The sequence below is a fragment of the Planomonospora sp. ID82291 genome, assembly GCF_015711645.1.
Classification (GTDB): domain Bacteria; phylum Actinomycetota; class Actinomycetes; order Streptosporangiales; family Streptosporangiaceae; genus Planomonospora.
The window spans coordinates 334641-352312 of the sequence record NZ_JABTEX010000001.1; the positions used below are offsets into that span (position 1 = coordinate 334641).

At 72.4% G+C, this 17672-nt stretch carries 17 protein-coding genes; 4 read left to right on the forward strand and 13 right to left on the reverse strand.

Features of this window, described 5'->3' with window-relative positions; translation table 11 throughout:
• Nucleotides 1-45 precede the first annotated feature (45 nt).
• The 4 genes from HS045_RS01510 to HS045_RS01525 all read right to left on the reverse strand — a co-directional run bounded on the left by HS045_RS01510 (nucleotide 46) and on the right by HS045_RS01525 (nucleotide 6517).
• On the reverse strand, nucleotides 46-468 hold the full coding sequence (locus HS045_RS01510; RefSeq protein ID WP_196449376.1) for a roadblock/LC7 domain-containing protein: 423 nt from the start codon (nucleotides 466-468) through the stop codon (nucleotides 46-48).
• Nucleotides 465-3665 carry a nitrate- and nitrite sensing domain-containing protein gene (locus HS045_RS01515; RefSeq protein ID WP_196449377.1) on the reverse strand — a complete coding sequence of 1067 codons (3201 nt, stop codon included), beginning with the start codon at nucleotides 3663-3665 and terminating at the stop codon, nucleotides 465-467. The genes HS045_RS01510 and HS045_RS01515 overlap by 4 nt, the downstream gene beginning before the upstream one ends.
• A gap of 135 nt (nucleotides 3666-3800) precedes the next feature.
• Nucleotides 3801-5207: an aminobutyraldehyde dehydrogenase gene (locus HS045_RS01520; protein ID WP_196449378.1), complete on the reverse strand. Its 1407-nt coding sequence runs from the start codon at nucleotides 5205-5207 to the stop codon at nucleotides 3801-3803.
• 32 nt (nucleotides 5208-5239) lie between these two features.
• Nucleotides 5240-6517, reverse strand: coding sequence for a glycosyltransferase (locus HS045_RS01525; RefSeq protein WP_196449379.1), 1278 nt, complete (start codon nucleotides 6515-6517; stop codon nucleotides 5240-5242).
• Between the two features lie 155 nt (nucleotides 6518-6672).
• Between HS045_RS01525 and HS045_RS01530 the strand changes: the two genes are divergently transcribed.
• Entirely contained in the window at nucleotides 6673-7251 is a 579-nt protein-coding gene (locus HS045_RS01530; protein WP_307827342.1) for a helix-turn-helix domain-containing protein, read from the forward strand.
• On the opposite strand, the gene HS045_RS01535 is transcribed toward HS045_RS01530, so the two are convergent.
• From HS045_RS01535 to HS045_RS01550, 4 genes are read right to left on the reverse strand one after another with little or no spacing between them, the layout of a single operon-like run.
• Nucleotides 7245-8285 (reverse strand): ABC transporter ATP-binding protein, encoded by a 1041-nt coding sequence (locus HS045_RS01535; protein WP_196449381.1) that lies wholly within the window; start codon nucleotides 8283-8285, stop codon nucleotides 7245-7247. The two genes, HS045_RS01530 and HS045_RS01535, sit on opposite strands and share 7 nt — an antisense overlap.
• Nucleotides 8285-9058, reverse strand: coding sequence for an ABC transporter permease (locus HS045_RS01540; protein WP_196449382.1), 774 nt, complete (start codon nucleotides 9056-9058; stop codon nucleotides 8285-8287). Before HS045_RS01540 ends, HS045_RS01535 begins: the two co-directional genes overlap by 1 nt.
• On the reverse strand, nucleotides 9051-9938 hold the full coding sequence (locus tag HS045_RS01545; RefSeq protein WP_196449383.1) for an ABC transporter permease: 888 nt from the start codon (nucleotides 9936-9938) through the stop codon (nucleotides 9051-9053). The genes HS045_RS01540 and HS045_RS01545 overlap by 8 nt, the downstream gene beginning before the upstream one ends.
• Nucleotides 9935-11062 carry a spermidine/putrescine ABC transporter substrate-binding protein gene (locus HS045_RS01550; protein ID WP_196449384.1) on the reverse strand — a complete coding sequence of 376 codons (1128 nt, stop codon included), beginning with the start codon at nucleotides 11060-11062 and terminating at the stop codon, nucleotides 9935-9937. The genes HS045_RS01545 and HS045_RS01550 overlap by 4 nt, the downstream gene beginning before the upstream one ends.
• Before the next feature lie 139 nt (nucleotides 11063-11201).
• Between HS045_RS01550 and HS045_RS01555 the strand changes: the two genes are divergently transcribed.
• Entirely contained in the window at nucleotides 11202-12362 is a 1161-nt protein-coding gene (locus HS045_RS01555; RefSeq protein WP_196449385.1) for a hypothetical protein, read from the forward strand.
• Nucleotides 12363-12374: 12 nt separating this feature from the next.
• The gene (locus HS045_RS01560) at nucleotides 12375-13337 is read left to right on the forward strand and encodes an SIS domain-containing protein (RefSeq protein WP_196449386.1); all 963 of its coding nucleotides are present in this window, start codon (nucleotides 12375-12377) and stop codon (nucleotides 13335-13337) included.
• Between the two features lie 115 nt (nucleotides 13338-13452).
• Here HS045_RS01560 and HS045_RS01565 read toward each other — a convergent pair whose 3' ends face one another.
• Nucleotides 13453-13866, reverse strand: a complete 414-nt coding sequence (locus tag HS045_RS01565; RefSeq protein ID WP_230883387.1) for a VOC family protein — start codon at nucleotides 13864-13866, stop codon at nucleotides 13453-13455.
• A gap of 136 nt (nucleotides 13867-14002) precedes the next feature.
• Between HS045_RS01565 and HS045_RS01570 the strand changes: the two genes are divergently transcribed.
• Nucleotides 14003-14866: a sigma-70 family RNA polymerase sigma factor gene (locus HS045_RS01570; RefSeq protein WP_196449387.1), complete on the forward strand. Its 864-nt coding sequence runs from the start codon at nucleotides 14003-14005 to the stop codon at nucleotides 14864-14866.
• A gap of 149 nt (nucleotides 14867-15015) precedes the next feature.
• On the opposite strand, the gene HS045_RS01575 is transcribed toward HS045_RS01570, so the two are convergent.
• The 4 genes from HS045_RS01575 to HS045_RS01590 all read right to left on the reverse strand — a co-directional run bounded on the left by HS045_RS01575 (nucleotide 15016) and on the right by HS045_RS01590 (nucleotide 17598).
• On the reverse strand, nucleotides 15016-15537 hold the full coding sequence (locus tag HS045_RS01575) for a GNAT family N-acetyltransferase (RefSeq protein ID WP_196449388.1): 522 nt from the start codon (nucleotides 15535-15537) through the stop codon (nucleotides 15016-15018).
• Nucleotides 15538-15810: 273 nt separating this feature from the next.
• Nucleotides 15811-16302 carry a DUF742 domain-containing protein gene (locus HS045_RS35255; RefSeq protein ID WP_196449389.1) on the reverse strand — a complete coding sequence of 164 codons (492 nt, stop codon included), beginning with the start codon at nucleotides 16300-16302 and terminating at the stop codon, nucleotides 15811-15813.
• Between the two features lie 365 nt (nucleotides 16303-16667).
• The gene (locus HS045_RS01585) at nucleotides 16668-17255 is read right to left on the reverse strand and encodes an ATP/GTP-binding protein (protein WP_307827343.1); all 588 of its coding nucleotides are present in this window, start codon (nucleotides 17253-17255) and stop codon (nucleotides 16668-16670) included.
• Nucleotides 17236-17598: a DUF742 domain-containing protein gene (locus HS045_RS01590; protein ID WP_196449390.1), complete on the reverse strand. Its 363-nt coding sequence runs from the start codon at nucleotides 17596-17598 to the stop codon at nucleotides 17236-17238. Before HS045_RS01590 ends, HS045_RS01585 begins: the two co-directional genes overlap by 20 nt.
• Nucleotides 17599-17672: the final 74 nt, after the last annotated feature.

A 17672-nucleotide genomic window follows, 5' to 3' on the forward strand; every position in this document is an offset into this window, starting at 1 on the left:
CCTCCTTATCGGTTATTGTCCTGCTGTTGCGCGAGTGACGGCCGCCTACCGCTGAGATGCCTGGAGCTCCGCCCGCAGAGCCGGGGTCAGCGTCTGCCCCGCACGCTCCGCCAGGAGCGTCATCTGGTAGGCCACCAGGCCCATGTCGCAGTCCGGCGAGGCCAGGACGGCCAGCGCCGAGCCGTCGCTGATCGACATGGTCAGCAGGAGGCCCCGCTGCATCTCGATCACGGTCTGCACCACCGGCCCTCCCTCGAAGACCCGGGCGGCCCCCTGCGTCAGGCTGATCAGACCCGCCGTGATCGCGGCGAGCTGGTCGGCGCGGTCCTTCGGGAAACCCTGCGAGTAGGCGAGCGGGAGACCGTCCGTGGAGACGATCACCGCGTGGGCCACACCGGGCATCTCCTTGACGAACTCGGTGATCAGCCAATTGAAGCCGCGGGCGGCCTGACTGAGTTGGTGGTTCACTGCATCTCTCCCTCGGCGGCGTTGGGCCGCTGGTTCATCTCGGCGCGGCCCTGCCGGACACCTTGCTGGAAACTGGACAGACGACTGCGCACCCGCTCGGCCGAGATCGGGGGCATCGGGGAGACCGGCGCCGCGGGCGCGGAGGGAGCCGACCCGGGGACCAGGTTGGCCTTGGGCACCCGCTTGGGCAGCCCCGCACCGGTCAGGCCGCCCTCGGCGGGCTTCCTGACCGCCTCGGCCGCGGCCCACCCCTGGTCGGCGGGGGTGCTGCTCCAGGGCTGCCGTTCGGCCGCCGCCGGCCGGTGCTCCGCCGCGGAGTCCCCGGAGGACCCCGGGCTCCCGGCCGGTCCGGACCCGGCGGACCGCTCCGGCTCATCCGCCCTCTCGGCGGCCCTGTCGGCGGGCTTGTCGACGGGGACGCTGCTGCGGAACCAGTCGGAGCCCACCGCCGCGAAGATGGGCAGGAACTCCTCCGGCTCCGGCTCGGTCGCCGACACCCCGACCGCGGGCAGCATCTGGGTGTTCTCCCCGGGGTCGAGCCGGTGCGGTGACCACGGGTCCGCCGCCGACGCCTCCTGCCACGACGACTGCTCCTGCCAGGACGGCTGGGGCGGCGCAGGCGGCTGGGCCGACCGGTCCTGCCAGGACGGCGGGGCCACCGGGGCCTCAGGTGCCTCGGGGGCCGCCGACGCCTCCTGCCACGACGACCGCTCCTGCCAGGACGGCTGGGGCGGCGCAGGCGGCTGGGCCGGGCGCCCGGACGGCGGCGGCGGGGTCGGGGTCAGCGGCGAGGACCACAGGCTCTCCACGTCCGAGGCCGAGACCACCGGCTTGGACCACAGGTCCGCGACGCTGGGCGACGGCCCGGCGGGAGCCTCCGGAGCCGGACCGGCCCCGGCCGAGCGCGCCCCGGGCGGGGTGCCGAACGGCGTGTCGTCCATCGGGGGCATCCCGAAGGGGGGCCGCTCGCCCGGGCGGCGCACCGGGGGCGACGGCGGTACGGCGGGCGGGGCCTCCACCGGGCCGGGCGCCGCGAGCGGAGCCTCGGCCGACTGGAACGCCCCGAAGGAGGACATCTCGAACGACGGGTGCCCCGGTCCGAACGCGCCGGCCCCCGCCCCGGCTCCGACGCCGGCGGGCGCCGAGCCGAACGGGTCGTGCCGCAGCCCCGCGGCGAACGGGTCCGCCTCCGGCGCGGCCCCCCGGCCCGTGGCCGCGGAGGCGGCCAGGGCCGCCGGGTCGGGCCGCATGGACTGGGCCACCACCTGGGGCGGGAGCAGGACGACGGCGCTGAGACCGCCGGCCTCGGGACGGCGGAGCTGGACGCGGATACCGTGGCGCAGGGCCAGGCGGCCGACCACGAACAGGCCCATCCGGCGGGAGACCGACAGGTCCACCGCCGGCGGTTCGGCCAGCCGCCGGTTGGCCTCGGCCAGCTCCTCGTCGCTCATGCCGATGCCGGAGTCGGTGACCGCCAGCACGACGCTGCCCATCTCGTTGCCGTTGCTGGTCACCGTGATCTTGGTGTCCTGCGGCGAGAAGAAGATCGCGTTCTCCACGAGCTCCGCGATCAGGTGGACGATGTCGTTGACGGCCTGGCCGATGATCAGCGTGCCGGACTCGACCCGCAGGGTGACCCGCTCGTAGTTCTCGACCTCCGACAGCGAGGCGCGCACGACGTCGCCGAGCGGGACCGGCTCGCTCCACCGGCGGCTCTGCTCCTGGCCCGCGAGGACCAGGAGGTTCTCGGAGTTGCGGCGCATGCGGGTGGCCAGGTGGTCGAGCTTGAAGAGGCTGGCCAGCCGGTCGTCGTCCTGCTCGCCCTGCTCCAGGTCGTCGATGAGGTCGATCTGGCGCTCCACCAGCGACTGGGTGCGCCGGGAGAGGTTGACGAACATCGCGTTGACGTTGGCCCGCAGCCGGGCCTCGTCGCCCGCCAGCCGGATGGCCTCGCGGTGGACCTCGTCGAAGGCCCGGGCCACTTCCCCGATCTCGTCGCGGGTGAGCACGCCGATGGAGGGCACCTCGATGTTCGGGGCCAGGTCCGCGGACTCGCGCAGCACGCGGACGGTCTCGGGCAGCTTGGTGCCGGCCACCTCCAGGGCCTCGCTGCGCAGCTTGCGCAGCGGGCTGACCAGCGAGGCGGCGACCCAGGCGGTGATGAGCAGGATCAGCACCAGCAGGACCAGGATCGCGCCACCGGAGATCATGGCGCTGCGCCGCTCGGCGGCCTCCAGGTCCTGGCTGCGCTGGACCGCCGCGGCGGCCATCTCGCGTTCGAGCGTCCGCATGCCGTCCACGACGGCGCTGGAGGAGTCGAACCAGCTGCGGATGCCCACGGTGCCCAGGGTCCGGTTCTCCCGCATGCGGGACATGACCAGGGCGCGGGTGGCGTCGGCCCGGTCGACCTCGGGACCGCTGACCAGCTCGCGGAAGCGCCTGTTCTGCGCCGCGCTCGCGGTCGCCTGGAAGGCGGCCACCTCGCTCACCTGGCTGCGGTAGGCGCCCAGGAAGTCGGCGGGGTCGTCGAAGTCGAAGCCGCCTTCGAGGCGGGCGACCAGCAGGATGCCCCGCTGCCTGGCCACCTGCTCCTTGGCCCGGGACAGCGCGCCGAGCGTCAGCGCGTCACCGGTCAGGCGCTCGTCGCCGCCGCTGCGGCCGAGGTCGTCGTGGAGGGTGACGAAGTCGGCGATCATCCGCGAGTACATGCCGAGGGCGGCACGCGGGAGCACGCTGCCCTCGGTGATGAGCCGGCGGAGGCCGGGCAGTCCGTGCAGCCAGCGGCGGATCTGGGAGGCCTCGGCCCGGACGCGGGCGGCGTGCTCGCCGCCGATGGCCGCCACCGCCTTCAGCGTCTCGGTGGCGCTCCGGTCCACGGCCTCGCGCTGCTCCCTGACCTTGACCAGGCGGGCGGGCCGGCGCTGGTCGGCGATGTACCAGGCGGTGAGGTCGCGCTCGGCGGCCATCTCGTGGGAGAGGACGCCGAGCCGCTCGATGAGCGAGGCGACCTCGGCCGTCCGCCGGTACTCCGTCGCGGTGGACAGCGCGGTGGTCAGCTGGAGCCCGGTCAGCAGTACGGCCGCCACGGTCGGGAGCAGGATCAGTGCGACCAGACGGGGGCGCACGCGCCAGTTCGCGGGCAGGAGGCTGCCGAACACTCCCACCGCCCGGTGGCTCCGGCGGTCTTGTGTCTTCACTGGCCTAGGTAACCCCTCGCCGAGTAGGGAAGCGGCGGAAGCAATTTGAGCACATCCTTTATGGTCACTACGAATGGAGTAACTATCGATAAATCCCTATAAATGGGATATGAGGGCACTAACTACCCATCATTTTCAAGCAGGCCGGAAGGAATCCCTCACCTCCGGCGCCTGGTGCTTGATCATGAGGTGGCGCGTCACGGAGTACTCCTGGACCGCCTCCTGGCTCATGTCCTTGCCGAAGCCGCTGCCCTTGACCCCGCCGTGCGGCGCCTCCGAGGCGATCGGCAGGTGGTCGTTGACCCAGGTCACCCCCACGTCGAGGCGGTGCGCGACGCGCAGCGCCCGGGCCACGTCGGCCGACCAGACCGAGGAGGCCAGGCCGTAGGGGGTGTCGTTGGCCAGCCGCACCGCCTCGTCCTCGCCGTCGAACGGCAGGGCGACCAGGACCGGCCCGAAGAGCTCCCCCTGGACGATCTCGCTGTCCTGGCGGGCTCCGGCGATCAGTGTCGGCGGGTAGTGGAAGCCGGGCCCCTCGGCCGGGGCGCCCCCGCAGAGCACCGAGGCGCCCTCGGCCGCCGCGCGCTCGACGAAGCCGTGCACCCGGTCCCGGTGCGCGGCGGAGATCAGCGGGCCGATGTCGGTCGCCGGGTCCCAGGGGTCACCCGGCCTGATCCGCTCCAGCGTCGCGCGAAGCGCTTCGACGGCCTCGCCGTAGACCTCCCGGGAGATGTAGACGCGGGTGGCCGCCGTGCAGTCCTGCCCGGTGTTGTAGGTCGCGCCCATCGCCACGCCCCGGGCCATCTCGGCCAGGTCCGCGTCGCCGAAGACCAGGGCCGGGGCCTTGCCGCCGAGCTCCAGGTGGACCCGCTTGAGCGAGGCGGCCGCCCCGCGCATGACGGCGCGGCCGGTCGCGGTGGAACCGGTGACGCTCACCATGTCCACGCCCGGGTCGTCCACCAGCGCCCCGCCGGCCTCGGCGTCGCCGAGGACCACCTGCAGCAGCCCGTCGGGCGCGCCGGCCGCCGCGAACAGCTCGGCCAGGCGCAGCGTGCTGCCCGGCGTCGCCGGCGCGGGCTTGATCACCACCGCGTTGCCCGCCGCGAGCGCGGGCCCGGCCTTCCAGACCGCCATCACCAGGGGGAAGTTCCAGGGCGCGATCGAGGCCACGACGCCGACCGGGCGGCGGACCAGCACCGAGGTGTAGCCGGCGCTGAACACCCCCGCCCCGGTGCCGTCCAGCGAGCGGGCGGCCCCGGCGAAGAAGCGGAGGTTGTCGACCGCGAAGGGCAGCTCGCCGTCGCGGAAGACCGCCGCGGGCTTGCCCGTCTCGGCGACCTCCCGCCGGGTCAGCTCCTCGGCGTCGGCCTCGACGAGGTCGGCGAAGCGCAGCAGCACCCGCGCCCGCTCGGCCGGGGTCGCCGCACCCCACTCCGCGAAGGCCGCCCGCGCCCGCCGTACGGCCGCCGCCACCTGCTCGACCGGGGTGTCGGCCGTCTCGTACAGCGGCTCGCCCGTCGCCGGGTTGATCAGAATGCCCATGGAACGTCCCTGGTAGGTGTGTGGTCGGGCCGTCAGGCCCCGGTGCCGACCTGCTCGATCAGGTCGGCGGCGCGGCGCAGGCCGCCGCGCCGGCGGATCTCCTCGCCGGCGGCGGCCAGCTTCTCGCGCAGGGCGGTGTCGCCCAGCAGCCGCTCCACCGCGCCGGTCAGCTCGGCGTCGGCGAAGCCGTAGGTGGACAGGCGCACGCCGTAGCCGAGCTCGTGGACGCGCTGGGCGTTGTCGTACTGGTCCCAGAACAGCGGCAGCAGGATCATCGGCTTGCCGAAGTGCAGCGCCTCGGTGACGGTGTTGTTGCCGCCGTGCGTGATGACCAGGTCCACCAGCGGCAGGATCGTGGTCTGCGGCAGGAACTCCGCGCCCCACATGTTGCCGGCGAGCTTGATCTCCTCGTGCAGCGGGCCCTTGGAGACGATGTAGCGGTGCGGGGTGGTGCCCAGCACGTCGATCACCCGCTGCATGAGCTCCACGTCGGCCGAGCCGAGCGAGCCGAGCGAGAAGTAGACCAGCGACCCCTCGCCCTCCTTGAGGGCCTCCGGCAGCTCGAAGGCGTCGTCGGTCTCGCGGACCGAGGAGTCCAGCCGGTGCCAGCTCGGCCCCAGCGGCCGGGCGTCGGTGTAGTCGGCGATCTCCGGGAAGACGTAGAGGTTCAGGTCGCCCTCGTGGACGAAGTCCAGGTCCGGCAGGGCCGGGGCGCCCTGCTCGACGACCCAGGCGTTGAAGGCGCTCCAGATCTCGCGGTGGGTCCGGTCGTACTCGGCGCGGAAGGCGTCCCACTCGGAGCGGTCGTCCGCGGGCAGGCCGGAGAAGACCGGCGCCACGTCCTGGCCGCGGACCTCCAGCGGGTTGCAGGAGACGATGCGGACGAACGGCTTGCCCGCGGTCACCAGGGCCGGGAAGGCGATGACGTTGTCCTCGACGATGACGTCCGGCCGCACCCGCTCGATGATCGCCTTGAGCTGCGGCTCGCAGTACTTGGCGCCGTCGATGAGCGCCTCCCAGATCGGCTTGGTCACCGTCTCCAGCTGCTCGGCGGTGGACTTGCGGTACTCGGGCGCGGTGTCGCGGATGAAGTCCTTCCAGAACTGCCCCGGGTCCTGCTCCTCGTCCGACGGCGGGGCGAGGTCGACCAGGTCCTCCTCGAAGCCGAGCGCCGTGAGTTTCCCCTTCCACGAGGCTTCGGCAGCGAAGACGACCCGGTGGCCGCGCTTGCGAAGAATGTCGCCGATGCCGATGCAGTTGTTCGTCGGGCCGTAGGCGCTCTCCGGCATGAACAGGATCGTAAGAGCCATCGTGTCCTCCGAGATCAGGGGGTTGGAAATCTAGTGAATACTGGTTTAAATCTTGATCTAGCGGAAATGCCGGACAGCAGCCACTATGGACCCCGGCATAAATCATGGGTGACGAACGGGGAAATATGGCGCGCAAGAGCCGGTCGGACCGACGGGTGGATCTCATCGACGCGGCGCGCCGGGCGATCATCCGGCACGGCACCGACGGCGTCGGCCTCAACCACGTCGCCGAGGAGGCGGGGCTGACCTCCGGGGCGGTGCTCTACCACTACCCCAACCTCGGCGAACTGCTGGTGGACGCCCACCACGCCGGGATGGAGCGCTTCTACGAGCTGCGCCTCAAGCGGATCAGCGGCATGCGCGACCCGGCCGAGAAGCTCGTCGTGACCATCCGCTCGGGCCTGCCCCACGGCCCCGACGACCCGGACGTGCGCCTGCTCAACGAGCTCGGCGGCGCCGCCGCCCGCAACCGGATGTACGCGCTGCTGCTCACCACGCTCTACGACCGGCAGGTCGCGATGTACCAGAGCATCCTGGAGACCGGCAGCGCCCTGGGGACCTTCACGCTGGCCGGCGACTCCCTGGCCATCGCGCGCAACCTCGTCGCGCTGGAGGACGCGTACGGCTACCGCATAACGGCCCGCCACCCGGTGATCGGCCCGGAGGAGGCGGCGGAGCTGATCCTGGCCTACGCCCGGACGGTCACGGGCAACCCGCTGAAGACGTCTCACTGAGGCACCAGGACCCCGTCCTGGGGCGCCCACGACAGCGCCACCCGCGTCCCCGGGCGGGCCCGGGTGGCGCCCTGGAGGGCCACCAGGACCGGCTGCCCGAAGCCGGGCACGGTGACGGAGACGTGCGAGACGCCGCCGTAGAAGCTCACGTCCGCCACCTCGCCCCGCAGCACGCCGGCGGCGTCCGCGGTCTCGGGCGCCAGCCGCACCCGCTCCGGCCGGACGGCCAGCAGCGCCGAGGTCCCATCGGGCAGGTCGGAGGAGCCGGGCAGCACGCCGAGGCCGTCGGCGGCCAGGCCGACCGCGCACGCCCGCCCCGGGAAGAGGTTGCCCGCGCCCACGAACCCGGCGACGAACGGGGTGCGCGGCCGCTCGTAGAGCGCGACCGGCTCGTCCACCTGCTCCACCCGGCCCGCGTTGAAGACCGCGATCCGGTCGGCCAGCGACATGGCCTCCTCCTGGTCGTGGGTGACCACGACGAAGGTGATGCCGACCTCGTGCTGGAGGCGCTTGAGCTCCAGCTGCATCTCCGCCCGCACCTTCTTGTCCAGCGCGGACAGCGGCTCGTCGAGCAGGAGCAGCCGCGGCCGCTTGACGATCGCGCGGGCCAGCGCGACCCGCTGCCGCTGGCCGCCGGAGAGCTGCTGCGGCCTGCGCCCGGCCGCCTCGGCCAGGCCCACCTTCTCCAGCACCTCGCCGACCCGGGTGCGGACCTCCGCCTTCGGCAGCCGCTCGCGCTCCAGGCCGTAGGCGACGTTCCCGGCCACGGTCATGTGCGGGAACAGCGCGTAGGACTGGAACATCAGGTTGACCGGGCGGCGGTGCGCGGGCCTGCCCAGCAGGTCGGCGCCGTCCAGGGTGACCGCGCCGGCGTCCGGCGACTCGAACCCGGCCAGGATCCGCAGGAGCGTGGTCTTGCCGCAGCCGCTCGGGCCGAGCAGGGCGAAGAACTCGCCCTGGCGGATCTCCAGGGAGACGTCCGACAGCGCCGTGACGTCTCCGAAGCGGCGGCTGACACCGGTGATCTGCAGCATCAGGAAAGGGACTCCGTCAGTCGGGTCATCCGCTGGGCCGCGATCACCACGGTGAAGCTCACCGCGAGCAGCACGGTGGCCAGCGCGTTGATCTCCGGGGTGACCCCGAAGCGGACCATTGAGTAGATGACGATGGGCAGGGTCGGCTCGGTCGGCGCCGAGGTGAAGAACGCGATGACGAACTCGTCGACGGAGAGCGTGAACGCCAGCAGCGCGCCCGCGGCGATGCCCGGCGCGAGCTGGGGCAGGGTGATCCGGAAGAACGTGGTCACCGGGGTCGCGCCCAGGTCGCGCGAGGCCTCCTCCAGCGAGGTGTCGGCGTGCGCGAGCCGGGTGCGGACCACCGCGGCCACGAACGCCATGCCGAACACCGCGTGCGCCAGCAGCACCGAGCGCAGGCCCAGCTCCATCTTCACCCAGACGTAGAACATCAGCAGGCCGATGCCGAGCACCAGGTCCGGCAGCACGGCCGGCAGCACGCCGATCGCGTCCAGGGCCTTGGACCTGCTGTGGCGGGCCATGCCCACCGCCAGCAGCGTGCCGAGCACCGTCGACAGGACCGTGGCCCCCACGGCCACGATCAGGGTGTTGACCAGCCCCTGGCGGATGTCGGCGTTGCCGGCCAGCTCGCCGTACCACTTGAGGCTGAAGCCGTCGAAGGAGTACGGCGAGCCGCCGGAGTTGAACGACATGCCGACCAGCACCACGATCGGCGCGTACAGGAACAGGTAGGTCGCCCAGAAGGGCACGTACAGCAGTCGGGGCTTACGCACGGCGGGCACTCCAGGCCTGCAGCAGCAGCAGGACGATCAGCACGGCCAGCAGCGCCAGCGCGAGCGTGGAACCGAACGGCCAGTCGCGGGCCTTGAGGAACTGGTCCCTGATCAGGTTGCCGACCATGATCGAACGTCCGCCGCCGAGCAGCTCGGGGACGATGAAGTTGCCGAAACTCGGCACGAAGACGAACAGGCACCCGGTGACCACTCCGGACCTGGTCAGCGGCAGCGTCACCGAGAAGAAGGTGCGCACCGGCGAGGCGCCGAGGTTGGCCGAGGCCTCGCGGAGCTGCGGGTCGAGCTTCTCGATCGCGGCGTAGAGCGGGAGCACCATCAGCGGCAGGTAGGAGTAGACCAGGCCGGTGACGATCGCGCCCTGGCCGTACAGCAGCTCGTACGGACCCAGGCCGATCTTCCCCAGTGCGCCGTTGAGCAGGCCGGGACCGCTCAGCAGCACGATCCAGGCGTAGACGCGCACCAGGAAGTTCGTCCAGAACGGCAGCACGATCGCGACCAGCGCGACCGTCTTCCACCGGCGGGGCAGCCGGGCGATCAGGTACGCCGTCGGATACCCGGCGAGCAGCGCGATCACCGTGGCGATCGTGGCCAGCTTCAGCGAACCGAGCACGACGTCGAGGTAGAGCGGGTCCAGCAGCCGGGTGAAGTTCTCCCCCGTCACCTCGTAGACGACGCCGCCGAAGCGGCCCCGGCGGAACACCGTGTAGCTGAGCAGCAGCGCCAGCGGGATCAGCAGGAACGCGACCAGGTAGGCCAGGCCCGGCCCCAGGAAGACCAGCCGCGCCGACGCGCGCGACCGGCGCGACCGCGTTTTCGCGGCCGCGCCGGAGACGACGGCAGAACGGGTCGAGCGGGTCACTGCTTCGCCGCGACCTCGGTCGCCAGGCGGGTGAACTTGGTCGAGTCCTCGCCCAGGTCGATGATCGACTCACCCTGCAGCAGGTCCGCCGGGCTCATCTGCAGCGGCGTGTTCTGCGCCTTCAGGTCGGCGTCGACGATGTCCATCGCGGCCTTGTTCGGCACCTTGTACAGGATGTTCGAGGCGGCCCAGCCGTGCACCTTCGGGTCCAGGATGTGGTTGATGAACGCGTGCGCGGCCTCCTTGTTCTTGGAGGACTTGAGGATGACCATCGTGTCCACCCACAGGTCGCTGCCCTCCTTGGGGACCACGAACTTGATGTTCTTCTCGGAGGTCGGGCACCAGCCGTCCCACGCCTCGACCATGACGGCCTCGCCGCTCTTCAGGCGGTCGCCGAAGGTCGTGTCGTCGTAGGCGAGCAGGTTCGGCTTGGCCGCGAGCAGCTTCTCCTTGACCTTGGCCAGCTCCTCGTCGCTGCGGGTGTTGACCGAGTAGCCGAGCGCCTTGATGGCGGGCAGGGCCAGCCAGCGCTCGGTGGTCATCATGGTGACCTTCTTCTTGGCCTCGGCGGGCGGGTCGAGGATGTCGTTCCAGCTGGTCGGCGCCGGCTTCACCAGGTCTTCCCGGTAGCAGATGCCGGTGGTGCCCCAGGTGTAGGGCACCGAGAAGGTGTTGCCCTTGTCGTAGGCCAGCTCCTTGGCCTCGGGGTAGAGGTTGGCCAGGTTCGGGATCAGCTCGGGGTGGAGCGGCTCCAGCAGGCCGGCCTCGTTGAGCGCCTGGGCGTACTGGCCGGAGACGAAGGCCACGTCGATGCCGGTGTCGGCGCCCGAGGTCAGCTTCGCCATCGCGACCTCGTTGGTGTCGTGCAGCGTGACCTTCAGGTCGAACTTGAGTTTGCTCTTGATCTCCTGGGGAAGTTCCTTCGGCGTGTACCCGTCCCAGACGGTCACCGTGAGGCTCTGCTTCGACAGGTCGGCGTTGGGGTCGAGCTGGGCGACGGCGGCACTGGCTGCGGGGGACGCGGCGGTGTCGGCGGCCTCCCCGCCGCACGCCGAGACTGCGAGCGCGAGACCGGCGGCCACTGCGGCGGCCGGAAGACGACGGGTGTACCGGGAACGGGACACAGCCGCTACTCCTTCATAATTCAGATGTATGAGGGTGGTCCGGTCGTTTCGGACGTGACAGACCAAAGCAGGAGTGTTGCAGGCAACATCAACTTGAGCAACACTGATCGGGACATCGCCGCCCGGAAGTCCGATCCACTTGCTGAACGATCATTCAATATGGGGACGCCTCGGCACCGTCCCCCGCGCGGGCGACGGCCGGACCGCCGAGCTGCTGTCCGCCCTGGCATCGCACGTTCCCGCACCGTACGACGTCCTCCGCTTCGGCGCGCTCCCCGCTCCGCCGCCCGGAGCGGCTGAACGGGGGTTCGACGTCGACCAGACCAACCACTCGGTGGTCGTCGGCGAGACCGTCGTAGTGAAATGGCTCACACTTCCCGCGCCGCTCCCCCAGCCGGCCCCCGAGATGTTCGCCCACCTGTCGGCGGTCGGCTTCACCGCCACGGCCGCGCCCTACGCGGCGCTCACCCGCGACGGCGCGCTCCTGGCCCTGGTCACGGCCTACCTGCCGGACGCCAGGGACGGCTGGGAGTGGTGCGTGGACGAGGCCGCCGCGGGCCGCACGGACTTCGCCGCCGACCTCGGCGTGCTCGCCGCCGACCTGCATGTCGCCCTGGCCACCCCGTCCGCGGCCTTCCCCGACCCGGTACGGCTCGCGCCCGCCCGCCGCTCCGACGGCCCCGGACGGCCGGCCGCCCACGACCCGGAGAGCGGCGGGCGCGGCCGGCGCGGCGGTCCGGGGCCGAGCCCGTGGGCCGTCCGCGCCGAGGCGGCGCTGCGCGAGGCGCTGGAGCTGACCGGCGGCGAGGACGGCATGTGGCTGGCCGCCCGCGCGGACCTCCTGGCGGAGCGGTTCCGCCCGCTGGCCGACCACGACGCGACCCCGCTGATCCGCATCCACGGCGACCTGCACGTCGGCCAGGTCCTGCGCTGGTCCGGCGGCTACGCCGTGGTCGACTTCGACGGCAACCCGACGGTCTCCGACACCGACCTCCACCAGCCCGCCGCCCGCGACCTCGCCCAGCTGTCCACCAGCCTGGAGCACGCCGGGCAGGTCGCGATCCGGCGGCGGGGCGCCGATCCCGCCGCGACCGGGCGCTGGGCCGTACGGGCGGTCCGCTCCCTCCAGGACGCCTACACCGGGCGGCTGCGCGAACGCGGGCACCGCCACCTGCTCCACGACGGGCTGCTGCCCGCCTTCGCCCTCGAACAGGAGTGCCGCGAGCTCGTCTACGCCGCCCGCCACCTGCCCCGCTGGCGCTACGCCCCCATGGGCGTCCTGCGCTCCTGGTTCGACTGATCAAGGAGAGACGTGAACCCCGAGCTGTACCTCGCCGACCTGGAGGCCAAGCCCGCCGCGCTGACCGGCCTGGCCGACGCCCTGGAGGCCGACGACCCGTTCGGGGCGCTCCTGCCGGAGGGGATCCGGCGGGTCCTCCTCCTCGGCATGGGCAGCTCCCGCTACGCCGCCGGGGTGGCCGCGCTCCGGCTGCGCGCCGCCGGGATCGACGCCGCCGCCGAGTACGCCTCGGCCTCGCTCTCCTACCCGGCCGACCCGAAGACCCTCGTCGTGGCCGTCTCCGCCACCGGCGGGAGCCGCGAGACCCTGGACGCGGTCGCCCGGCACCGGGGCCGGTCCTTCGTGGCCGCGATGACCGAGCGGCCGGACTCGCCGATCACCGAGGGCGCCGACCTGGTCGTGCCGATGCTCGCGGGCGAGGAGCGGGGCGGCGTCGCCTGCCGGACCTTCCAGCACACGCTCGCCCTGCTGCTGGCCCTGAACCGCCGCCTCACCGGCGCGGGCCCGGACGTGCCCGCGCTGCTGCGCCGGAGCGCGGAGGCCACCGCCGACCTGCTGGACCGGCGCGGCGAGTGGCTGGAGCCGGCCATGGCCCTGCTGGACGGCCCGGCCGGCGTCTACACGATCGCCCCGGCCGAGCGCCTGTCGTCCGCCGAGCAGTCCGCCCTGATGTTCCGCGAGGGCCCCCGCCGGCCCGCCGACGCCTGCGAGACCGGCGACTGGGCCCACGTCGACGTCTACCTCACCAAGACCCTCGACTACCGGGCCGTGCTGTTCCCCGGCTCCCGCTACGACGGGCAGGCCATGGAGTGGATCCGCGAACGCGGCTCCACCGTCCTGTCCGTCGGCGGCGGCTCCGCCGTCCCCGGCGCCGCCGCCGCCGTCCGCTACCGCCACGACGACGACCCGGACGTGGCCCTGCTGACCGAGACCCTCGTCTGCGAACTCGTCGCCGCCCACTGGTGGCGCTCCTGACCGCACGGCCCTGATCCGGCCCCTTGGGGCGGGCACGGCCGAATCGACCACCCGCTGTGTGCGCGGGGACCGTTCTTCGTCGATTCGGCCGCAACCCGCCAGCCGGACTCGGCGGCTACTCCGCGTAGGGCTGGTCCTGGCCCTGAGCGCTGTAGCCGAGGCTCCAGATGTAGCCGTCCGGGTCGGCGAAGGAGCCGCCGTACCCGCCCCACGGCAGGGCGCCCGCGGGCTTGAGGATCGTGGCCCCGGCCTTCTCGGCCTGCGCGATGATCTCGTCGACCCGCGCCTCGCTGCGCACGACGTAGGTGAGGACCAGACCGCTGAAGCCGCCGCCCTCAGGACTCGCGCCCACCTGGTCGGCCAGGCCTTCGCGATCGTAGAAGCCGACGGGTGAGGCTCCGTCCGATTCGAAGAACACCGAGATGCCGTAGTCGTCCTTGACCTTCCAGCCGAGCCCCTCCGTGTAGAACCGCTTCGACGCCTCCATGTCGCGGACGCCGAGGAGGATCGAGCTCACGTGTGCCTTCATGCCTTGTCTCCTTCGTGCTTGACGTGCATGCGCCGCCTGAACCGGCAGGCCCGGCATCCGGGCCGGGCTCGCATGTCACATCGTCATGGATTCACCGGTCGACTGGTATGACCGGCGAGACGGAGGAATGTGACCGATGGTCGAACAAGATTGGGTCAGCGAGCGGTTCGCCGAGCACCGGAGCCGCTTGCACGCGGTGGCCTACCGGATGCTCGGCTCAGCCGGCGAGGCCGAGGATGCGGTGCAGGAGGCGTGGCTGCGGGTCAGCCGCGCCGACACCGGCCGGGTGGAGAATCCGGCGGGGTGGCTGACCACGGTCGTCGCCCGCGTCTGCCTCAACATGCTCGAGGCACGCCGGACCCGGCGTGAGGACTCGGCCGGGGCGCTGCCGCCCGAGCCGGACGCGCGCATCCGCCCCGCCGTTCGGGCCGGTCCCGAGGACGAGGCGCTGCTGGCCGATTCGGTCGGGGTCGCGCTGACGGTGGTGCTGGACACGCTGTCTCCCGCCGAGCGGCTCGCGTTCGTCCTGCACGATGTCTTCGGCGTGTCCTTCGGTGAGATCGGCACCGTCATCGACCGCTCTCCGGCGGCGGCCCGGCAGCTCGCCAGCCGGGCCCGGCGCCGGGTGCGAGGAGCGGCCACGGAATCCGATGCCGCGCGATCGGCCGAGCGGGAGATCGTCGAGGCCTTCCTCACCGCCTCCCGCGGCGGGGATTTCACCGCCCTGCTCGAGTTACTCGATCCGGACGCCGTGGTCGGCGAGATCCGCGGCGGCCACGCGGCGGCGTCCTTCTTCACCGGACGGGCTCAGGCCGCCCGGCTCGCTCTGGTCGACGGCGTACCGGCGGCCGTCTGGTCGCACCTCGGCCGGCCGAAGGCCGTCCTCACATTCACCATCGACGACGAGAAGATCACCCGCATCGATATCGACACCGACCCCGACCGCCTCCGCGCCCTCGACATCGTCGTTCTTTCCGAAGGCGGCAAGGAACGGCGTTGACCCGCGCGGATCTCAATCCCTCGTCGTGCACCCCGCTGTCCCCTCGGCCGCCACCGGATGCCTCCGTTGAACGGGAGCTCGGGCCACGTCACCGGGCGGTCCGGCTTCAGGGCCGGCAGCGGGACACCGCTGCCGGCCCCGTGGGGCGACTACCGCTGGGCCGTCGGTGCCGTGCTCGACACCAACCGGGCGGTGCCCTGTTCGGTGTCGGTGTGCGACCGCTGGAAGCCGGCCTTCTCCAGGACCCGGATCGAGGCGGGGTTCGACAGTTCCACGTTGGCGTAGACCGTGTGGACGCCCGGTGCGGTGAAGGCGAACGCGGTCAGCGCGCGCGTGGCCTCGGACGCGTAGCCGCGGCCTCGGCGGGAGGGCACGATGCCGTACCCGATCTCCAGGGCGCCGTCGCCGGGCGGCCAGAACAGGCCGATCGACCCGACCACCAGGCCGCCGTCGCGCTCGGTGATCTGGCGGTGGCCGTACTCGCCCAGCCACGTGGGGTGCTCAGCGAGCAGGTCGGCGATGACCTGGTCACCCTCGGCGGGGAAGTCGGGAGCCCAGTGCGGCGGCCGGGCGCCGTCCAGGACGGCGGTGATCTCGCCGGGGTGCCACGACCGCAGGATGAGGCGGTCGGTGGTCAGACCGGCATCGGTCAGGGAAAAGAAGGAAGACACCGGAGTCTCCTGATCGTCGGTGACGGACCGGTCCGCGCTCTAGGCGTGCGCGAGCCGGATGAGGACATGCTGATGACGGCTGCTGGCAGCCATATTCATCGACCTCCTCGTCACTCATGATCAGATGGTGCCCGTCAGGGTAGCGGCTCCTCCGATCGGAGTAAACCGTCCGGCGTACCCCGGGCGTGATCCGGCTCAAGACGCGCCGTCAGGGTGTCACGGCCGCATCGGCGGTGCCGCCGCCTCTGAACCGACCGCGGTCAGCCGGTCGGTTCAGAGGCGGCGGAGGCCGCCGAGGACGCGTTCGAGGAGGTCGCGGCCGGGGCCGCTCTCCTGCACCTGGGGGTGGTAGACCCGGACCAGGCCCTCGGACTCCATGTCGGCGATGAGCACCCGGGCGACGCCGAGGGGGATGCCCAGGAGCGCGGAGACCTCCGCGACCGAGCGGACGTTCCGGCACAGCTCGCTGATCGCGCGGTACTCCCGGGTGAAGGAGAGTCCCAGCCGGCCGGAGGTCGCCGAGGAGACCAGCGCCTCCATGGCGAGCCGGGTGCGGGGAGCGGTCCGCCCCCCGGTGACGGCGTACATGCGGACCAGCGAGCTCTCCTCTTCCTCCCGCGGCGGGCCGTATCCCGCGCCGGAGTGCGGGCCGTGCCCCTCGCCTCCGCCGTGCCCCTCGCCTCCGCCGTGCCCCGGCCCGGAGTGCGGGCCGGGGTGCCCCTCGCCGCGACCGGGGCCGCGGGGGTCGTTCCCGTGCGGATCCATGGCTCAGCGCTCCCGGTTCGGGAGCTCGTTGCGGGCCCGGCGCACGCCCTGCTGGAAGCTCGCCATCCGGTCGCGCACCCGCTCGGCGGACGGGGGCGCCGCGGGCGGCGGGACGGGCGTCTGCGGCCGGGGCCCGGAGGCGCCCGGCGGGTGCTGCGGACGCGGTCCGGCCGGGGCACGGGCCGGGGAGGCGGGCAGCGGGGCCGGCAGGGGGGAGGGCGTCCGGTGGCGGGCCGGGCCCTGCCCCCGAGCCCGTGGCGTTCCACCGCCACCCGGGCTGAGGCACCGAAGAGCCGGCGGCTCGCTGGAACGCCGAAGAGCCGGTACGGCTCCCGCGGGAGCCGTACCGGCACGGGGTCCGGGCGTCAGACCGACATGCCGTAGGCGGCGCGCACCCGCAGGACGTGCTCGACCAGGGTGATGAGCGTGCTCTTCACCGAGTCGCGGGAGCGGGCGTCGGTGCGCACGATGGGGACGTGCGGGGCGAGCGCCAGGGCTTCGCGCACCTCCTCCTCCGAGTGCGGGAACTGCCCGTCCCAGCCGTTGATGCCGACCACGAAGGGGAGCTTGGCCTCCTCGAAGTAGTCGATCGCCGGGAAGCCGTCGGCCAGGCGGCGGGTGTCGATCAGGACCACCGCGCCGATGGCGCCTCGGACCAGGTCGTCCCACATGAACCAGAACCGGTGCTGCCCGGGCGTGCCGAACAGGTACAGGATCAGGTCCTGGTCCAGGGACAGACGGCCGAAGTCCATGGCGACCGTGGTCGTGGCCTTGTTCGGCGTGAGGCCCAGGTCGTCCACGCCCGAGCTGGCCTCCGTCATGACCGCTTCCGTGGTCAGCGGGAGGATCTCCGAGACGGCGCCCACGAACGTGGTCTTGCCGACGCCGAACCCGCCCGCTACGACGATCTTCGTCGATGTCAGGCCGCCGCGGTTAGAGCCTGCGAAGTCCACTGAGCACCCTTTCGAGCATGTTGAGATCCGGTTGTCCCTGGTCGAGACGTGGCTGGTGGATGCGGACGAGACCTTCGTCCACCATGTCCGCCACCAGTACGCGGGCCACTCCGAGCGGGACCCGGAGCAGCGCCGAGATCTCGGCGACCGACCGGAACGAACGGCAGAGCCTGATGATGGCGTCCTGCTCGGGGGTGAGCAGGGCCAGCTCCTCGTCCATGATGGGGGAGGAGGAGACCAGGGTCTCCATCGCCATGTGATAGCGCGGCTCGGCGCGACCGCCGGTCACCGCGTACGGACGGAACAGGGGCTCCTCGTCCCCGGTTCCGTCAACGCCCAGCACAGGCCTCTCCAGGGGCGGACGCCGGGGAGGACGGACCGGGGGTCCGCGCGGTCCCGGCTCGCCGGATGTGTGCC

Excerpts from the sequence above, each read along its gene's own strand:
- HS045_RS01520 (WP_196449378.1), bottom strand. The coding sequence starts at position 5,207 with ATGGGCATTCTGATCAACCCGGCGACGGGCGAGCCGCTGTACGAGACG.
- HS045_RS01525 (WP_196449379.1), bottom strand. The coding sequence starts at position 6,517 with ATGGCTCTTACGATCCTGTTCATGCCGGAGAGCGCCTACGGCCCGACG.
- HS045_RS01535 (WP_196449381.1), bottom strand. The coding sequence starts at position 8,285 with ATGCTGCAGATCACCGGTGTCAGCCGCCGCTTCGGAGACGTCACGGCG.
- HS045_RS01565 (WP_230883387.1), bottom strand. The coding sequence starts at position 13,866 with ATGAAGGCACACGTGAGCTCGATCCTCCTCGGCGTCCGCGACATGGAG.
- HS045_RS01570 (WP_196449387.1), top strand. The coding sequence starts at position 14,003 with ATGGTCGAACAAGATTGGGTCAGCGAGCGGTTCGCCGAGCACCGGAGC.
- HS045_RS35255 (WP_196449389.1), bottom strand. The coding sequence starts at position 16,302 with ATGGATCCGCACGGGAACGACCCCCGCGGCCCCGGTCGCGGCGAGGGG.